Source organism: Roseibium hamelinense, from assembly GCF_007830545.1.
Taxonomy (GTDB): Bacteria; Pseudomonadota; Alphaproteobacteria; order Rhizobiales; family Stappiaceae; genus Roseibium; species Roseibium hamelinense.
In genome coordinates this window covers 478,004-495,780 of the sequence record NZ_VLLF01000001.1, presented here as the reverse complement: position 1 = coordinate 495,780, position 17,777 = coordinate 478,004, and the positions used below count along the sequence as shown (strand labels likewise).

Below are 17,777 nucleotides of genomic sequence, written 5' to 3'. Positions count from 1 at the left end.
TTTCATCTCTTCCTGCCCGCCCTTGCCCGTGGCCGTCATACCCGCTCCAAGACAATCGCAATTCCCTGGCCAACACCAATACACATGGTGCAAAGCGCGTACCGGCCCTTGGTGCGCAGCAGCTGGTACAGTGCCGTTGACACCAGCCGTGCCCCGCTCATGCCCAAGGGATGGCCGAGCGCGATTGCCCCACCGTTCGGATTGACATGCGGCGCATCATCGGCGAGCCCAAGTTCGCGCAAAACCGCCAGAGCCTGTGCAGCGAAGGCCTCGTTCAACTCGATGACATCCATCTGGCCGAGTGTCAGGCCGGCCTTTTCAAGCACCTTGCGCACAGCCGGAACAGGGCCAATACCCATGATCCGTGGCTCGACACCTGCTGCAGCCATGGCAACTACGCGCGCCTTCGGGATCAAAAACTGCCGCTCAGCCTCCTCTCCAGTCGCCAGGAGGAGTGCCGCCGCGCCATCGTTGACGCCGGACGCGTTGCCGGCGGTGACTGTCAGATCCGGCGCGTTGATGCTCCGCAGTTTGGCCAAGTGCTCCGGACGGGTACCCGGCCTCGGATGCTCGTCGCTCGCAACGATGACTGGATCCCCCTTGCGCTGCGGCACCACAACCGGAATGATTTCGTCTTCGAACAAGCTCTTCTCCTGAGCTGCAGCCCACCGCGCCTGACTGCGCGCCGCAAAGGCATCCTGATCTTCGCGGGTTATGTCAAAATCCGCCGCAACATTGTCCGCCGTTTCGGGCATGGAGTGCGTGCCGAAGGCAGCTTTGAGCTTCGGGTTAACGAACCGCCAGCCGATGGTCGTATCGTAAACCGCGTTCGTGCGGGAAAACGCCGTCTCCGCCTTCGGCATCACGAAGGGCGCGCGCGACATGCTCTCCACGCCGCCCGCAATCACCAATTCGCAGTCGCCGGAGCGGATTGCGCGGGCTGCCATCCCGATCGCGTCCATGCCTGAACCGCATAACCGGTTGACGGTCGTGCCGGGAACTGAAATCGGCAATCCAGCGAGCAGCGCAGCCATCCGGCCGACATTGCGGTTGTCTTCGCCCGCCTGATTGGCGCAGCCGTAGATCAGATCATCGACTTTGGACCAATCGACATCCGGATTGCGCTCCATGAGTGCTTCGAGCGGAGCCGCTGCCAGATCATCCGCTCGCACGGATGCAAGCGCGCCGCCATACCGGCCAATCGGTGTCCGCACTGCATCGCAAATGAAAGCGTCCGGCATCGGTTCGTGATCCTCCCAAACAGTCAACATCATTCGCTGACCGGTCGGTCACTTTATAGCGCGAAAAGCATCACAACAAAAGAGATTTTTTGAGTATATTTGTGATGCTTTTTGCCTCTTGCCATTTTGTGCTTCCACCGAACGGGTTTAGGAGCCGGCTAGGACGTGCAGGCTTTTGAGCCGTGCCATTGATTTTTCAGTGCATTCCGGCAAAGCGCCATCGGCTGTTTGGAAACTGGCTCCGATGTATCGATCTGCTGGCGGCGACAACCGGATATACAGTTCGGCGAACAACCGGCGCGCAGCGCGACCAGGCCAATCTGCGCCGGTGGCATCCTCTGGCAAATGAGGATCTTTCAGCAAAATTCCCCGATAGGCATGCACCAGCAGGACGCGCGCAAGGAAGCAGCCTTCGGGGCCAAGGGAGCTGGCGATGCTGTCTTGCGTCAACCAAGGATCAAACAACCGCAAAAAGCCGTCATAGCGCGCACCCAGTTCGTCCAGTGCCCAGAAAGCCCGGGCAAATGCGGCGACGGCTGTGGGATTGCCGGATTGTGCCGATTGAAAGACGGAGGTTCCGGGCAAACCAGCTATGGCAGAAGGACCGATCCACTCCGGCCCGACCCAAAGTCCGGCGGCGACGGGGGTAAATCCGGCGGTCCGAAGACGCTCTTCGTCTTCTGGCTCGGAAACAGTTCGAAAGCACCAGCGCTCCGGCCTCGGGCGCTCGAAAAACAACACATTCGCTGCGCGCAAATATTCCTGCTGCGCCTCTCCTGTTAACCGGTAGTAGCTTTTGCGCCCTTCCCGTTCGCCAATCAGCTGGCCCGCTGCCACAAGGCGCGACACGGCTGTTCTCACATGTGTTTCTGAGATGGAAAACGCGGCGCAGATGGAAATCAAATTCCCCATCCACACGATCCCGCCCCGCGGTTCTATGGCATCACCATAGATGGACACGATCAGACTGGCCGCTTTGGGCCGTATTTCGTGCAACGCGGGTTCGAACAGGTCCGCGGTACGCGCATTCAAGAAATTGGATCCGGCCAAATGCGTCCTCAAACAGCAGCGATAATGTCCGCTGCCGTTTTACGACCTAGCGATCGGCCTGCGCAAGACATGCCACAGCTTCTTTCAGGCCGAGCCCGGAGGCATTGCGAGAATTTGCCCCCCATCCGGAAACGCCTGAACTGGCTTGACCTTGCGCTGTTTGCTTCACCGGATCAGCCGACGGCACTTTCAGCATGTAGCCAATATAACGGGTCGATTCGATTGCATCAAAGCCGAGCCGCTGACGCATTTTCTTGCGCAATTTCGAGATATGGCTCTCGACAACGCACTCATCGACACCGTCATTCATGAGACCGTAAACGGCGTTGAAAATTTGCGTTTTGGTTACCCGGCGGCCCTTGTTCCGGACGAGGTATTCGAGGATGCGGCGCTCTCTACGCGGCAGCTCCATAACTTCGCCGGCGATCACAGGGTCGCGGCCATCAAAGAACACTTGGATCTGACCGATATCCGTCCCTTTTGGGTCCACTGTTTTCCGGCGCCGGTGCGCCCCAACACGGGCGAGGATCTCTTTCACGTGAACCGGCTTTTTCAGAACGTCGTCAATCTCGGCCGCGAAGAGCTCAAGAGTCGTTTCCAGTGTGGCCTTGTCCTCAAGCGCGAAGATCTGGGCATCCTGGCATTTGGTCCTGATCTGGGCCGGGAAGGTTGTGCGCTCGGCACAGGCACCAATCAAGAAGGCTTCGACAGCCTGAAGGTCGCCGTCGGGCGCAATAGAGAGCCAGTCAAGCACTTCTGCCGGATGCAACTCCAAGGACGCATACCCCTCCCGTTCAAACGCTGACGCATATCCGGAAGTTACAATTTCTCGTTCATCGACGATTACAAACACTGTGCCCACTCCGCAAGTAAACGTTACTCACTAAGTAAAAGGCCAGGCCTAATGGGTCAACGGAAGACAGAGTTAACAAAATCTAAATCAGACCTTATAGCCAAGGAATTACAAAGGCATACGGTCGAATACATCTCAAAATTGCACATTTTTAAAACGATAAATAATGAGCAAATTCAATTAAAAATCGCCGCGTTGCGAATTTCTGCGGCTAAACTGAAAGTCTGTGACATTTCCATAACGCCAAACATACCGATTGGAAAAGTTACAATGTCACCATTGACTCATAATTGGGCGAAATTTGGGCTCATCTCGAAGAATTCAGTTAAAGGGAAATTAACCGGACTGAATACCTAACGACCCGGATTGGTAAACAATTTCTTTACTGATTGATTACTAAGCGGACAGTGCGCGGGCCAACTCGGTGAACGGATCGCCCAAATCCGATGTGTCGGCCGCCTGTCGCAGGTTTTCATAGATCTTGGGAACAAGCTGACAGGCTTTATCCGTCATTTCATCGGCGCCAACCTGATACCCGCCCATCATCCGCAGGTCGCGCGTGTCTTCGAAGCGGGAGATCAGCCCCTTCAAACGCATGATCAGTTCTTTTTGATCATCGCTCCAGGCGCGGTTTGCCAGCCGTGAGGTCGATTTCAAGATGTCGACCGGAGGATACCGTCCGCTTTCTGCAATTTCCCGGTTCAGGATGATGTGGCCATCGAGCAGACCGCGCAGCGCGTCTGCCACCGGGTCATTGTGGTCATCACCATCAACGAGCACGGAAAAGATCGCGGTGATGCTGCCTTCGCCGTCCGGACCGGGGCCCGCACGCTCCAAAAGCTGCGCCAGGTCCGAAAATACGCTTGGCGTGTAGCCACGCGCCACGGGCGGCTCACCGGCGGCCATGGCGACATCGCGGGCGGCATGTGCAAACCGTGTTGCCGAATCCAGGATCAACAGGACAGATTCACCCCGGCTGCGGAAATACTCCGCCACGCTCATTGCTGTTTTCGGCGCAAGCCTGCGCATCATCGCACTCTCGTCTCCGGTTGCGGCGACTACAACCGACTTTGAGATGGACTCCCCGAGGATATCGTCAATGAACTCGCGCACTTCCCGCCCGCGTTCGCCCACAAGGCCGACCACGACGGTATCGAATTCCCCAAACCCCGCCAGCATTCCCAGCAGGGTCGACTTGCCGACGCCCGAGCCGGCAAAGATACCAAGACGCTGCCCAACACACATGGGCGTGAACAGATCCATCACACGCACACCCGTGCGGACCGGCGTGTCCACGCGGCTTCGGGCCATCGGATGCGGCGGATCATTCTCGAGCAGAAACGCTTCCGGTCCGGTATTCAGCCGGCCAGCGCTATCAATCGGCCGGCCAAGCGCAGAGATCACCCTGCCCTTCCAGCTCAGATCCGGATGAATTGCAAGTCCGCCCATCAAGTACGCTTCCGCGCCGATGCCGATATCATTCGTGCGCTCAAACGGTTTGACGATCACATCGGTCTCGTCCAGGCGAATGACTTCGCTTTTGCGAGGCTGGTTTCGGCCCTCAAGCACCACAAGGTCGCCCAGGCAAACCATCTGCGACAACCCGGAAACGTGAACCGCGTCAGCAGAGACACGGGTTACCCGGCCGCCAACCTTGATCGGCCCAATTTCCTTTTTGGCCGAACTGAGTGTTACGGCCAGCCGGTCAAGACTGTTCAGCATGTGTTCGGGATACATGGCGTTTCTGAAGGACCTTTAGGACTTCGAGCGGCAGATGATTGGCTCCATGAGCCGCAATCGCATCCAGTTTTTGCTCCGGCGACACCGCGGGCTCGTTTTGCCGGTCCTCTGATCCCGGTGGGTTCTCACCGGTTGGTTTTTCGCGTGGTGAAGGAACCGTGTCCGAAAGCAATTGCATCAAGTCCACCGGAGGTTTGACCGCACCTTCACTGGTCCGTCCGATCTCCGCGCCGAGCACTTCGTTGATTTCGCGCGCAGGCCCGGTGTCGTCCGGCTTGCTGCCCGGCACCGGTATGTCGACAGCTGCTGCGATGGTTGCTTCAGAACTCTCCGGAGCCGGCGCAGGTCCAGAGGGTGTCTCCTCAAGTCCGCCAGGCTGCGCCGCCATTTTGGCAACCGCCGTCTCGCCAACGGAATAACCGAGCATCGCGCCAAGGCCGATCGGCCCGCCGAAAGCCATTCCGTACAAGGCATGGCCCGCATACCGTGCACTATCGGATATCTGATCGTTCGTCACCGCGCGATAGACGTTTGAAACCACCGGAATGTGCTGAAGCGGGTTAATGACATCCAGAAAGTCGCCAAAACCCATGGCAGGATTGGAGCGCTGAACTTCCCGTGGCCGGTCGGCATTCGCCGGATTGCCGACGCTGGTTCGGACGTGGTCCAGGGTTTGCTGCGGCGGTTCAACGGGCGAAACAAGCGTCATGACGTTTTTCCGAGTTCCCGGATAGCCTTTTCCTGGCTTTCCCCGGTGCCATCCATCATCTTTGTAGCGCTCTCGAACGTGCGCGTGATCATGATGAGCTTAGTCATTTCACGGATCGGGTTGATATTTGCGCCTTCAAGATACCCCTGGCGGATACCGTCTGTGGCAAACACCTGCACGGGTTCGGCCGGAAGGTCCGGTACAACGGCCGAATTGTCGAACCGTGTCAGTTTCGCGTCCTGGGGAATTGTAAACAGGCCGATCTGGCCGATCTGGTTGTCATCCCCCTGGAATATCTCACCCGATTGCGTGATCAGCGCGGGGCCTCCCTCCGGATCAAGCGCGATCGGCAAGCCGCCCGCGTCAAGAACCTCATAGCCGTTTACAGTCCGCAGCACCCCGTTTTCATCGAGATCCATGCGCCCGTCACGTGTGTAAGCGATGCCTTCCGGAGCCCGGATCGCAAACCAGCCTTCGCCTTCGACCGCCATATCAAGCGGATTGTCGGTCTTTTGAAGAGCCCCGCCCTGGCGGGAAATAAACACCTCTCCCGGTGTGGCGTAAGACACCCGGTTGTCGCCGGCTTTGGAGACCAGTTCGGCAAAATTGATCTCGTCGGCCCGGTATCCGGTGGTGTTCATATTGGCGAGGTTCTTTGAAACCGTTTCCATCCGGTTTTGAAGTGCGACCTGCGCGGAAAGAGCAACATAAAGTGCGGACTGCATGCGGTTAGCCTCCCAGCTTCAGGTTTTGAATACTGGACAGGAGCCCTTCACCAAGACCGATCACCCCGGTGCCGCCGGCCGCGCCCACAATCAACGACGGCACTTGAGAGGCTCCCGGCGACCCGTTTTGCATGTCATACAAGGCGCTGAACTTTTCCAAGAAGCGCTTCAGGTAGTCCGGGTCCTTGAACTGATCGAAATCAATCCGGTCAGAGATGTACTCAGCCTGTTTGTCGATGTCGGAAAGCCCGAAGGATTGCGGCAGGTTGAGTGCCGTATACACGGTCTGCGCGAGCGCCTTGTCCGCCAGTATTTCATAGGCGTTGGTGATTTCGGAGGCCTTCCGTTCGAAATACAGCGCGAGGCGCACACCTTCATTCTGGCTGCCTTCGCGCTCTTCCAAAGACTGACGCATGAAGCTGTCGACAATACCCTGCTGCGCGCTTGAGAAACTGGTTGCGGCTTCGCCGAAGGCTGCGAAGTTAAACACTTTTACAAACTCGGCATAGCGCTTGTCGTTCAACCGGTTCGCAAAGCTGTCCGAGTTAGAAATGCCCTCTTCCAGTGCCTTGCGGACAAAGGCTTTCGCATAGGTCATTTCCTCAAGACCCATGGCCTTCATGGCATAGCTGTAAATCCGGTCATTGCTCATGAAGTCGTCAATCGACTTAATGTTCCGGATGTTGTCTTGATAATACTGACTTTGCCGCTCGATGGTCGGGTCAGACCCGACGATCTTTAAAGACCGGTCGATATTGTTGGATACCAGCTGATACTGCGACAGCGTGCTTATCATCGGTCTGCTCGCTTTCCTGCCTTCACGTCTGAACGGTACCACCCTGCCAGCGCAGCGCGTTTGTTGACGTCACAATCCATTGCGGAGCTTGCGCCGGGCTGACTGAAATTAACGCTTTCACAGAACAGCTTCGGACAAGTCTCGCGGTCTAGCGTGCCGATAATTCAGTCTCACTCAGTCCATCCAGGAGCTGCTCGGTGACAATCATTATCGGCCTTATAATCACTATCGTTTCGCTGATCGGCGGTTTCGCTGCGTTGGGCGGCAAAGTCTCTGTCCTGTGGCAACCATGGGAGCTCGTCATCATTTTGGGGATCGCGCTCGGCGCCTACATCATCGCAAACCCGATGAAATCGATCATGGATACCGTGCGCGCGCTTGGTGAAATCATGCGCAACGCGATCCCGAAAAAACGCGACTATCTGGATGTTCTGGCGCTGCTTTATGGATTAATGCGTGAGTTGCGCGCCAAGGGCCGTAACGAGGTCGAGCCGCATATTGAAGACCCGCGCAGTTCATCGATCTTTCAAAACTTTCCGAGCGTTCTGAACAACCCGCGCCTGACAACTTTCATCTGCGATTATTTCCGCTTGATCATCGTCGGCAACGCACGGGCCCATGAAATCGAGGCGCTTGTCGATGAAGAGTTGCACACCATTCACCGCGATCAAATGAAGCCATATGGGGCATTGTCGGTCATGGCGGAAGCCTTGCCCGCCATCGGCATCGTGGCCGCAGTGCTTGGGGTGATCAAGGCGATGGGCGCAATTGACCAGTCGCCGCAAATCCTCGGTTCACTGATTGGTGCCGCCCTGGTCGGGACGTTCATCGGGATCTTTAGTTCCTACGCGATCGTCGGTCCGCTGGCGCAAAAAATCAAATCGGTTCGCGAGAAACGTTTGCGGCCATACATCGCCGTCAAACAAACCCTGCTCGCCTTCATGAATGGTGCCGCACCACAAATCGCCCTTGAACATGGCCGGAAAACGATTTCCGAACATGACCGCCCAACCATTGACGAGGTCGAAAGCGAAACCATGAGCCCTGGTGGAGCTGACAACGTACAAGACATTCTTCAAAAAGGAGCGGCATAAGTGATGTTTGAAGCTGTCTCTGCAAATGCAGGCGGTTCGAGCTCCGAACGCGCAATGATCACCGACCGTTTGCTGGATGCTGCCGGCATCTCGGTCGACCGCCTGCCGATGCTGCCGGTGGTCTTCGACCGGATGGCACGTGTGATGGCGGACCAGATGCGTCAAAAGTCAGCCTCCCCGTCATATATTTCAGTCAGTAACGTTGAAAATGACCGGATCGGGGATGTTCTCGACGAATATGAAGCAAACGCTCTTGTTGCAATTCTCTATTCGCCTGAATGGGATGCACGCGTTCTGATCGGCTTTGACCGGGATTTCATTTTTACGCTTGCCGACGTTCTTCTGGGCGCCGACGGCACCGAACCGCCGATTGACGAGGAACGCACCTTTTCGAACATTGAAACCCGCATCGCACGGCTTGTGTTCGAAGTGGCGGCCAAAGCGCTTGAGGAGTCGTTTGAAGCGATAGCGGAAACGACGCTGAAGATTGAGCGTATCGAAAGCCGGATGGACTTCGCCATCGTCGGACGCAGGAACAATCCTGCGGTGGTCGGCCGGTTGCTGCTGCAGGCTATCGGGCGCGGCGGCGAGGTGTTCGTCGTTCTGCCTCATGCGACGCTCAATCCGCTGCGCCAGCGCTTGTCACAAGTTCTTTCAGGCGAAATGTCGAACCGTGACAAACAGTGGACACAGCATTTCCATCACGAAATCCAGCGCACCGAGGTGAAGCTCGAGGCGATCCTGGAAGAACGCGAACTCACACTGGAAGAAATTGCCAATCTGCAAGTGGGACAGGTTATCGAGCTGCAGGCGACAACCCGCACTCCGGTCACTCTGTCCTGCAATCAGCAGCCAATCTTCAATTGTCAGCTGGGTCAGCTCGATGGCTCATACACGCTGCAGATTGAAGACCTCATCCACGAAGAGAAGGATCTTCTCGATGATCTCCGCAATAGTTGATGGTGTCCTTTTACTCGCCCTGATCGTGACGACGATCAAGATCGTCACGATGTACCGGGAACTGAAGCGCCTTGGTGCCTACCACACAGAGTACCAGCGTATATTCGACCAGACCGCACTCGCCCTTGATGGCATTGAAGTGTCCATCCAGGAAATCAACGTGCGCAGTTCGCAGCTGCTCAATGCCCTGGGCACCCGTATGGATGATGCCCGCGAGCTGATTGCTGAAATAGACAGCATCACCCGGGAGGCCAAACGCCAGCAATCGGTTCTGAAGGCCGAATTGAAAGAGCTGTCCCGTGCGACTGCGGAATTTCAGGCGCCGCAAACCTTTCGCAAGAGCAAGGGCTCAGAAGACACGTTGGCTGCAAAAGTCCTGGGCGGCCGGAAATCACGCGCAAATTCTGCTGCAGGTGCACAGACGCAAGCTTCCGTCCAGCTAGATACGCCAGTGTCAAAAAAACCAACTCGCATACACCGCATCGACGACGCTTTTGGAAGCCCGTTCCGGTCGGTCTCTATGAATCAGAAGGATGAGCTGTGATGAATGACACCACTGATGGCATTGTCGATCACGTTGAAGTTGATGCGAACGCAAAGGTGAACCCGGCGACCAGTTCAAATTTTGCAAAGGTCGAATCCGACGGCAGTGCCTCCGGCAAGGACGGTGGGTCGGACCTTCTGGGCGACGACCGCAACCTCGACACAATCCTTGGCATTCCGGTCAATATCCAGGTCGTGCTTGGTTCGGCGACCATGCTGGTGTCCAACCTTCTGAAACTGGGACGGGGCGCGGTCATCCCTCTTAACCACCGGGTTGGCGAGCCAATTGATATCGTGGTCAATGGCCGCGTTATTGCCCGTGGGGAAGTCGTTGTTGTTGAAGACGACAATTCGCGCTTCGGTGTCTCTTTGACAGAGATCATCAGCTCCCAGAATGGTCCGCTTGAAGCGTAGTGAGTGGAACGTAAGGCAATGAGCGCAGCATCCCTCTCCTCAACCACACCAAACCTCCCGGTGAAACCGCTGAAAGGCGTTGAAAAGGTCGCGGCGTTGCTGCTTTGCCTTGGAAAAACGAGTTCCACACGGTTGCTGAAGCACTTCGACCAGGAAGAAATCCGCGCCATTACCGTGACGGCGGCACAACTCGGCACGGTTGCGGCCGAAGAGCTTGACCGGCTTGCGGAAGAGTTCATCGAACAGTTCTCAAACGGGACAAGTTTGTATGGCTCCGCCAACGAAGTCGAAAAAATGCTCGATGGCGTGCTTCCCGAGGATCAGTTGTCCGACATCATGTCTGATGTTCTGGGCAACTCGAACCGCTCCATTTGGGATCGGCTGGCAACAGTATCGGAAACGGTGTTTAGCAACTACTTGATGAATGAACACCCTCAGACCGCCGCATTGATCCTGACGAAAATCAAGCCAAGTGCCGCTGCCAAGGTTCTCGGCCAGATCAATCCGAAAATGCGCAATGCACTGGTTCGGCGCATGTTGTCGATCAAGACGGTGGTTCCGGAGATCATGCGAGAGGTCGAAAAGACCATGCACGAGGATTTCATGCTCAACCTTTCGGGGACACTGGAGGCAGACTCCTATGCACGCATGGCAGACATCTTGAACAAGATGGACCGCGATCACATGGAAGACGCCTTGGACAATCTGAACGAGGTACGTCCGAAAACCGCAGAAATGCTCAAAGGCCTTCTGTTCACGTTCGACGACATCGTCAAGCTCAACGCGCGCACACGGATGGCGATCTTCGATCAGATCCCGACCGATCAGATCGTTTTGTCGCTCAAGGGAACGGACAAGCAGTTCCGGGAAGTTATCTTGTCCTCACTCACGTCGAGAGCGCGGCGCATTGCAGAGCACGAACTCAACGCGGGAGAACCGGCCGCACAGCGCGACGTGCTCCAGGCGCGCAGCAACATTACGAATCTTGCGCTCGAAATGGCCAGCCGCGGCGAGATCGAGCTCAATGCGAAGCAGGATGACGGGGCCTATTATAACTAATGCAACGGATCCGGCCGGCACCGCGTGCCGGCCTGGTTCAGGGGGGCTAGCGCCTGAATGTCGGACGATCAGGATAAAGACTCCAAGACAGAAGAGCCGACCGAGAAAAAGATACAGGACGCCCTTGAGAAGGGAAATATCCCGACCTCCAAGGAAGCACCTGCCCTTGCCTCGTTTGTAGCCACCCTCCTTCTTGGAAGCTTCGTAATGACATCCGGTGTCATCGCGTTAAACTCCAGCTTGATGCATCTGATCGACAATGCGGGAGGGTTCAGACTTGAAAACGGCGCGGATGCACTCATGCTGGCCCATGTCCTGGGCATGGATACCGGTATTTTCCTGGCTCCACTCGTCATCACATTTGCGCTCGCCGGCCTGTCATCGGCCTTTCTGCAGAACCGGCCAAGGCTCGTTGCAGAACGCATCAAACCGGACCTGTCCAAACTCTCGCTCATCAAAGGCTGGAAACGTGTCTTCGGCGCTCAAGGCTGGGTTGAGTTTTTCAAGGCGATTTTCAAGTTTAGCGCTGTCTCGATTGTGGCTTTCATACAGTTTCAATCCAGCGAGACCGAGCTGATCAGCGCCATGTTTGTCGATCCGAGCGCCCTGCCGGAGACCATACTCCAAATCTCGATGAAGCTGGTTGGCGGCGTTTGCGTCATAACGATCCTGCTCGTCGCGGTGGACATTCTCTGGTCGCGCACGCATTGGCGAAACAACCTGCGGATGACCAAGCAAGAGATCAAGGACGAACACAAACAGATCGAAGGCGACCCCATCGTCAAGGCCCGTCAGCGCTCTCTTGCCCGGGACCGGGCCCGCAATCGGATGATGGCAGCTGTCCCTGACGCCACCTTGATCGTTGCCAACCCGACACACTTTGCCGTTGCATTGAAATACGAGTCAGAGAAAACCGCAGCCCCCGTAGTTGTGGCCAAGGGTCAGGATCTGATTGCCCTGAAAATACGGCAGATCGCAGAGGAAAATGACGTACCGGTCATTGAGGACAAGCTCTTGGCACGATCGCTTTATTCTGCGACAGAACTTGACCGCATGATTCCGCCCGAATTTTACCGCGCTGTTGCCGAGATTATCAGTTACGTTTATTCAAGGAATACGGGCAAGGTTGGATAGCGTCTGTGCGTCGAGGATAAAGCGTATGCAGGATCAACCCAAAGAGGATGATCAGTCAGCATCGGAACTGAATGTCGTTGAACAACAACGAAAGAAAGCCCTTGCGCGCGCCTTGAAGGACGTCATCCGCGAACTGAAACTTGTTGATGTCGAGGATCTGATTGCTTACATCCGCACAGATCATCACGCGAATATTTCCGATATCGTCCGCTCATCCGTGGAAATGTTCTTCAAGCAAGACACTTTACGCTACGGAATGGCGGCGAGCGCCGAAGTGGACTGGGACCGGCTTCCAACAATCGCTCTCGATCTGGAATTCTACCATCAGGGCGTCTGGATCTATTTCACGCTGGTCCTGAGCAATCCGGACAATTCGATCAATGTCTCCTATGTGGAGGTCACAAACTCCACCGGTGATCCGGAAGCCGATATGCGTAAGCTGATCGACGCGCTGGAAGATGCCCGCGCGCATCCTCGGTTCTAATACACGCTCTCAGCCGCATACATGCCGACAGACGTCCGTCCGGCCGTTGGCGCCTGCTGTTCGCAAACCCATCCAACCTGCCAGCAACAACCATAGTTTGAATGGTGCGGTGTGCTTCGCTTGATGCGACCGCTGTATCTGAAGCACGTGACCAGACTTCGGCCAGTCACTTCATGACCCTCCCCCGTTTGCTCTGAGACAATAAAAAAATACCGGCACTCCAATCAAGGGAGGCCGGCCAGGTCAGGGAGGCATTTGGAAGTCTTTTGATCGGCGAGCGCCGCTCACGCGCTAATGCGTGATGACCAAGTCTTTCGAGAAGTAATTGAATTCTTCCACCAGGACGTCATGGATGATGTCCTGGCCAAGGCGTGCGTTGACGGTCTCGCGCAACTCGGTCTTCATCGTGTCGAGGTCGTAGCGCTCAAGCCTGCGAAAATCGAGTGATTGGTCGGAATACAGCCGGCGGAACGCCTCATCGACCAAAAATGGATGCGGAGGAACCGATAGACTGCGCAGAGCATCTGCGTCGGCGGTGAAAACCATCTTCACCACCACGTATCCCTGAAGCGCGCCATCTGCAATCATCGGAACGTTGACCGGTTGAACGGTTTCATAATCGAGACCACCAATGATATCGACCTGCTCCGTCAGACTTTGTTCGTTGAGCCAGTTGACCGTTAGATAGCTGGAAGCAAACGTTGCCAGCGGCATCCAGATGCCCAGCATCGCAACCTTAATCATCGACGGGCTCCGGGATCGGCTGCTGATAGGTGCCGTCGGAATCTGCTTCCAAAATCGCCTCGGCAAGCATTTCGGCGATTTCTCCGACTGCATTCAAATGCCGGGACAGCAATGACATGTTGTCGTCTAGAGCAAGCCGGAGCTGATAAAGCAGATCTTCGATGTCAGAATCCAAGGCGTCTGCCGGGATCGCCTGCCGCGCCCGGGTCAGGTCAAGCAGGGCCTGGCTCTTGCGGTACTCGAACGACTGGAGGTTGGTGCTTGGGTTTTCACGCAAAGCAACCGTCTCCGATGTCACGACATCCAGGGCCCTCCGGATTGCGGCGGCCAGCGGCGCTGTCGAATAGCTTGTGAGCGTGTCTTCAGGCACGACCTGCAGGTTGTGTTCGCTCATCATACCTTTGCTCCCATCTGAAGTTTATCGGACAGCAGTCCGGCAATGCCCACGCCGCCGCTCGCAGCGATCTGGTTCGCGACCTGTTCCGCCATCATGGATTTCCAAATCTCACCGGTAGACCCCTCTCCGAAGACTGCCTCGGCGTTTTTCGGAAGCATGGTCTCGACAAACTGGTGCAGGATGACGGCCTCAAACTTTTGTGCCGGGGATTCCGATTGTGTCACGCGCTGGGCCATCGGGGCCCGGTCCATCGCTGCCCCTGGGCGTACACCGCTCAATAGGTCCGAAAACGGAACCTGGCTCGCACCTTCCGGCGCCATTGCAAGCTTTTGCAGTTTTTGTGCGGCCTGTTTCATGGCGGTCGGCTCGGCGGCCTTGACGACATCCATGATCAGGTCGGACGGAGGCGAAATCGCCATGAAAACAACTCCGTTTGGCAGCTTGGGGCTGCGCTTGAAAGGGCGGCCGCGCGTCCAAATGGGCGCCGGCCTCGATCTACAGTAGGAACATCAGCTTGCGGCAGGCTTACGCCTTCCGGCGCAATTGGGTTTCCAGAAGCTCTTCAAGCTGTTTGTCGCTTGACTTCCTCTGCTCTTCGCCGCGAACACGGGAAAGTCGGTTCTCCATCATCTGCAACATCTGCCGCTGACGTGAAAACTCCTCATTGATTTTGTTACGGGCTTCGCGCAATTCGCCGCGCTCATCCAGGATCCGGCGAAGGCGGCTGGCTGCACTTGCAATAAAGCGGTCATGCTGAGCCAGATCACCGTTGGACAGCGCGTCCATAATCCTGCGTTCTTTTTCGGAGAGGTTGTGAGCCTGCGCATCGAGCTTTTGCAAAAGCCAGAATGAAAATAGGTAGATCTGCTTCTGGAGTTTGAGCACACGCTCTATCTGCTGGCTGTTGCGAGCCATGGGATTATCCTTGCTGGAGCCAAACGAAATACCCGTCCAGAAACAGGGCAATTGCTTCGCTTGAAACGAGAAACAACAGATACAGACCACCGGCTATGATGAATGGAAGACCGACAAAATACGCCGGGATCTGCGGGGTTAACTTGTTCACCAGACCGATCGCCAGATTTATGATGACAGTGTAAATGACGAAGGGGCTGACAACGCGCAAAGCCAGCAGAAAGGCTTCTGCCAATTGCTGTGCAAAGCGTTCAAGAGCCGTGAGAGTGTCGATTCCCACACCTGGCGGAATGGTCTGATACGAGTCGGCCAGCCCGCGCAGAACCTCCCAATGCTGGTTGGTGATGAACACCATGGCGGTCGCCGTCAGCGTCAAGAGGTTCGCAACCGGGGGCAACGCCTCGATGTTTTCCACGGCAGCGCCGGGCATGTTCGACAGGCCGATCGCCATCGACACCAGTGTGCCGAGGGTTTCCAAAGCGGCTAGAAAACAACGGCCCAGAAGGCCGATGAGAAGTCCGACAAACGTTTCGGAGACAATCAGCTCAAACACCGTCCCAAGCCGCTGGTCCGGCAACGCCGCCTGCATACCGGGCAGCAATGCCGGCGCTAGAGCCAGTGTAACGCCCAATGCAATAAACAGCCTGATTCTTGTCGGGATACGCGATGTTCCGTAGCCGGGGATGATCATCAAACACCCGCCGATCCTGCAAAACAGCAGAAATACGGAAAGAACGATCGTTGATCCGGTTTCCGCGAGAAACAGGCTGCCAAATGTCACGACACGCTGCCCAAAGCATTGATTTCGGCGCCGCGTGCTATTTCCAGATGCGACAGGATCGGCAGGTTCGGGAACATGCGCTCCACGATCATGCGAACGTAGGGCCGAGCGTCAGGAGCCGCGACGATCGCAAACCTCTTGCCGGCCTTCATGTGCTTCTTGATCGCAGTGGAAACCTCCTGGCCAAACTCCTCGACAAGCTGCGGTTCAATATCGAATTCGATCACGTCGCCCTTGGCATCGCGTTTCAGGCTCTGGTGGAATGCAAGGTCCCAGCGGTTTCCGAGCCGCAGGACATTGAGCGGGCCACCTTCGGAAAGATCACCGCAAATCTGTTGCGCAATGCGCATCCGCACATGTTCTGCAACCTGCTCGGAGCGGCGGACATGCGGAACGATTTCGGCGACGGCCTCAAGGATCAAATGCAGATTGCGGATCGAAACGCGCTCTGACAGAAGCAGCTTGAGAACAGCCTGAAGGCCTGAATAGGAGGTGTGCGCCGGAACGATGTCCTCCAACAGTTTGCGGTATTCCGGTTCCAGGCGGTCAAACAGGTTGCGCATGTCCTTGTAGGACAGAAGCTGCGGCAGATTGTTCCGGATCACTTCGCTCAGGTGGGTGAGAATGACCGTTTCATTTTCCGCCGGAATCAGCCCCTGGCGTTTCAGATCTTCACGATACGCAATAGGCACCCAGAACGCCGGCATGCCGAACGCAGGTTCTTTGGTTTCATCCGCCGGGAAAGGCAGCTTTTCCTCCGAATTCGGAATGACCAGCAACTCACCGACCCGGATCTGATGCATTGCGACAATCGTGCCGTGGATCTTTATTTGATAGGACTTCGGATCGAGAACGAGATTATCGGTCACGCGTATATCGGGCACGACAAAACCGTATTGCTCGGCGAATTTGCGGCGCATTTTCGCAACGCGGCGTGAGAGTTCACCGTGGTTCGCCATCAGTTTTGCGGACAACTGCTTGCCAAGCACAAGCTCGATTTCGGACGTTTTGAGACTCTCTTTGACAGAGTCCTTTTGTTCCGCCTGGGCGATCGCTTTTTGCTGTTCGGCAACGGCGTCCGCCGCCTGCTGCCGCGCTGCGATCCGTTTCGGGATTATGTAGCCAACAAATCCGAGCACACCGGCAAGCAGTGCAAATGGTATAAGCGGAAGACCGGGCATCAGGGCGAAAATGCCCATAAGGATCGCCGCGACAAACAAGGCGCGCGGATAGCCGCCCAGCTGTCCGAGAACCGCCTTGTCCGCAGACCCGCGGGTGCCACCCTTTGACACCAGAAGACCGGCGGCAAGCGAGACGATCAAAGCGGGGATCTGTGACACCAACCCGTCACCGACGGAAAGCTTGGTAAAGATATCCGCAGCATCCGCCGCACTCATGTCGTGCCGCGTAACGCCGATGATGATCCCCCCCAGAATGTTGACGGCCGTAATGATGAGGCCGGCGATCGCATCGCCGCGAACGAATTTTGACGCCCCATCCATGGCGCCGAAAAACGAACTCTCCTCTTCCAGCTCCGCGCGGCGGCGCTGGGCTTCCTTGTCGTCGATCAAGCCCGCGTTCAGATCGGCATCGATTGCCATCTGCTTGCCCGGGATCGCATCGAGGGTAAAACGGGCGCCAACCTCCGCGATACGCGTCGCGCCCTTGGTGATGACGAGGAAGTTCACCGTCACCAGAATCATGAACACGATCAAACCAATCACGAAGTCGCCGCTCATGACGAATTGCGAAAAGCCGTTGATGATATAGCCGGCGGCATTCAACCCTTCATTGCCATCGGCAAGAATAACGCGGGTCGTTGCTATGTTGAGCGACAAACGCAACATCGTCGCGATCAGAAGGATCGTGGGAAACGATGAGAAATCGAGAGGTTTTTGGATCCACAAGGCCACCATCAGGATCAAGACGGACAAGGCGATGGACAAGGCCAGTCCCATGTCGATCAGAAATGGCGGAATGGGCAGAAAGAGGACAGCGAGGATCAGCACGATACCGACCGCAAATCCAATATCGCGGCGGCTTTCGGGGCTTTCTGAGCTGGAAACGGGCGCTAGAACGTCGGTCATGCCTACTCTCAATGAGGACTGCGTTGACCGTAACCTCGCCTGTGAAGCTTG

20 protein-coding genes are annotated in these 17,777 nt (G+C 56.3%); 7 read left to right on the top strand and 13 right to left on the bottom strand.

What is annotated here, in order from left to right; translation table 11 throughout:
* Positions 1-35: 35 nt before the first annotated feature.
* The 7 genes from pcaF to JM93_RS02325 form a co-directional block, all read right to left on the bottom strand.
* On the bottom strand, positions 36-1,241 hold the full coding sequence (pcaF, locus tag JM93_RS02355; RefSeq protein ID WP_145341007.1) for a 3-oxoadipyl-CoA thiolase: 1,206 nt from the start codon (positions 1,239-1,241) through the stop codon (positions 36-38).
* A gap of 147 nt (positions 1,242-1,388) precedes the next feature.
* Positions 1,389-2,273 (bottom strand): PaaX family transcriptional regulator C-terminal domain-containing protein, encoded by an 885-nt coding sequence (locus JM93_RS02350; protein WP_170230483.1) that lies wholly within the window; start codon positions 2,271-2,273, stop codon positions 1,389-1,391.
* A gap of 64 nt (positions 2,274-2,337) precedes the next feature.
* Positions 2,338-3,144, bottom strand: a complete 807-nt coding sequence (locus JM93_RS02345; protein WP_145340447.1) for a response regulator transcription factor — start codon at positions 3,142-3,144, stop codon at positions 2,338-2,340.
* Between the two features lie 396 nt (positions 3,145-3,540).
* A complete protein-coding gene (fliI, locus tag JM93_RS02340; protein ID WP_244300741.1) occupies positions 3,541-4,881 on the bottom strand; it encodes a flagellar protein export ATPase FliI in 1,341 nt (446 codons plus the stop codon).
* Positions 4,850-5,593, bottom strand: a complete 744-nt coding sequence (locus tag JM93_RS02335; RefSeq protein WP_145340446.1) for a hypothetical protein — start codon at positions 5,591-5,593, stop codon at positions 4,850-4,852. Before JM93_RS02335 ends, fliI begins: the two co-directional genes overlap by 32 nt.
* Complete coding sequence (gene flgF, locus JM93_RS02330) at positions 5,590-6,318, bottom strand: flagellar basal-body rod protein FlgF (RefSeq protein ID WP_145340445.1); 729 nt, start codon at positions 6,316-6,318, stop codon at positions 5,590-5,592. The genes JM93_RS02335 and flgF overlap by 4 nt, the downstream gene beginning before the upstream one ends.
* A gap of 4 nt (positions 6,319-6,322) precedes the next feature.
* Positions 6,323-7,114 (bottom strand): DUF1217 domain-containing protein, encoded by a 792-nt coding sequence (locus JM93_RS02325; protein ID WP_145340444.1) that lies wholly within the window; start codon positions 7,112-7,114, stop codon positions 6,323-6,325.
* A 197-nt stretch (positions 7,115-7,311) separates the two neighbouring features.
* Here JM93_RS02325 and motA point away from each other — a divergent pair, with 197 nt between their 5' ends.
* The 7 genes from motA to JM93_RS02290 are packed head-to-tail and all read left to right on the top strand — an operon-like array spanning position 7,312 to position 12,802.
* Positions 7,312-8,208, top strand: coding sequence for a flagellar motor stator protein MotA (gene motA, locus JM93_RS02320; protein WP_145340443.1), 897 nt, complete (start codon positions 7,312-7,314; stop codon positions 8,206-8,208).
* Positions 8,209-8,211: 3 nt separating this feature from the next.
* Complete coding sequence (locus JM93_RS02315) at positions 8,212-9,168, top strand: flagellar motor switch protein FliM (protein ID WP_145340442.1); 957 nt, start codon at positions 8,212-8,214, stop codon at positions 9,166-9,168.
* Positions 9,149-9,712: a hypothetical protein gene (locus JM93_RS02310; protein ID WP_145340441.1), complete on the top strand. Its 564-nt coding sequence runs from the start codon at positions 9,149-9,151 to the stop codon at positions 9,710-9,712. The genes JM93_RS02315 and JM93_RS02310 overlap by 20 nt, the downstream gene beginning before the upstream one ends.
* A complete protein-coding gene (gene fliN, locus JM93_RS02305; RefSeq protein WP_145340440.1) occupies positions 9,712-10,125 on the top strand; it encodes a flagellar motor switch protein FliN in 414 nt (137 codons plus the stop codon). Before JM93_RS02310 ends, fliN begins: the two co-directional genes overlap by 1 nt.
* An 18-nt stretch (positions 10,126-10,143) precedes the next feature.
* Entirely contained in the window at positions 10,144-11,184 is a 1,041-nt protein-coding gene (locus tag JM93_RS02300) for a flagellar motor switch protein FliG (RefSeq protein ID WP_145340439.1), read from the top strand.
* Between the two features lie 57 nt (positions 11,185-11,241).
* Positions 11,242-12,318 (top strand): flagellar biosynthesis protein FlhB, encoded by a 1,077-nt coding sequence (flhB, locus tag JM93_RS02295; protein ID WP_145340438.1) that lies wholly within the window; start codon positions 11,242-11,244, stop codon positions 12,316-12,318.
* Positions 12,319-12,343: 25 nt separating this feature from the next.
* Positions 12,344-12,802, top strand: coding sequence for a hypothetical protein (locus JM93_RS02290; RefSeq protein WP_145340437.1), 459 nt, complete (start codon positions 12,344-12,346; stop codon positions 12,800-12,802).
* 291 nt (positions 12,803-13,093) lie between these two features.
* On the opposite strand, the gene JM93_RS02285 is transcribed toward JM93_RS02290, so the two are convergent.
* The 6 genes from JM93_RS02285 to flhA form a co-directional block, all read right to left on the bottom strand.
* On the bottom strand, positions 13,094-13,546 hold the full coding sequence (locus JM93_RS02285) for a hypothetical protein (protein WP_145340436.1): 453 nt from the start codon (positions 13,544-13,546) through the stop codon (positions 13,094-13,096).
* On the bottom strand, positions 13,539-13,943 hold the full coding sequence (locus JM93_RS02280; RefSeq protein ID WP_208994880.1) for a hypothetical protein: 405 nt from the start codon (positions 13,941-13,943) through the stop codon (positions 13,539-13,541). Before JM93_RS02280 ends, JM93_RS02285 begins: the two co-directional genes overlap by 8 nt.
* Positions 13,940-14,362 (bottom strand): rod-binding protein, encoded by a 423-nt coding sequence (locus JM93_RS02275; protein WP_145340435.1) that lies wholly within the window; start codon positions 14,360-14,362, stop codon positions 13,940-13,942. Before JM93_RS02275 ends, JM93_RS02280 begins: the two co-directional genes overlap by 4 nt.
* Before the next feature lie 106 nt (positions 14,363-14,468).
* A complete protein-coding gene (locus tag JM93_RS02270; protein ID WP_145340434.1) occupies positions 14,469-14,858 on the bottom strand; it encodes a flagellar biosynthesis protein R in 390 nt (129 codons plus the stop codon).
* 4 nt (positions 14,859-14,862) lie between these two features.
* Positions 14,863-15,639 (bottom strand): flagellar biosynthesis protein FliR, encoded by a 777-nt coding sequence (fliR, locus tag JM93_RS02265; RefSeq protein WP_244300740.1) that lies wholly within the window; start codon positions 15,637-15,639, stop codon positions 14,863-14,865.
* Positions 15,636-17,726 (bottom strand): flagellar biosynthesis protein FlhA, encoded by a 2,091-nt coding sequence (gene flhA / locus JM93_RS02260; protein WP_145340433.1) that lies wholly within the window; start codon positions 17,724-17,726, stop codon positions 15,636-15,638. Before flhA ends, fliR begins: the two co-directional genes overlap by 4 nt.
* Positions 17,727-17,777 lie beyond the last annotated feature (51 nt).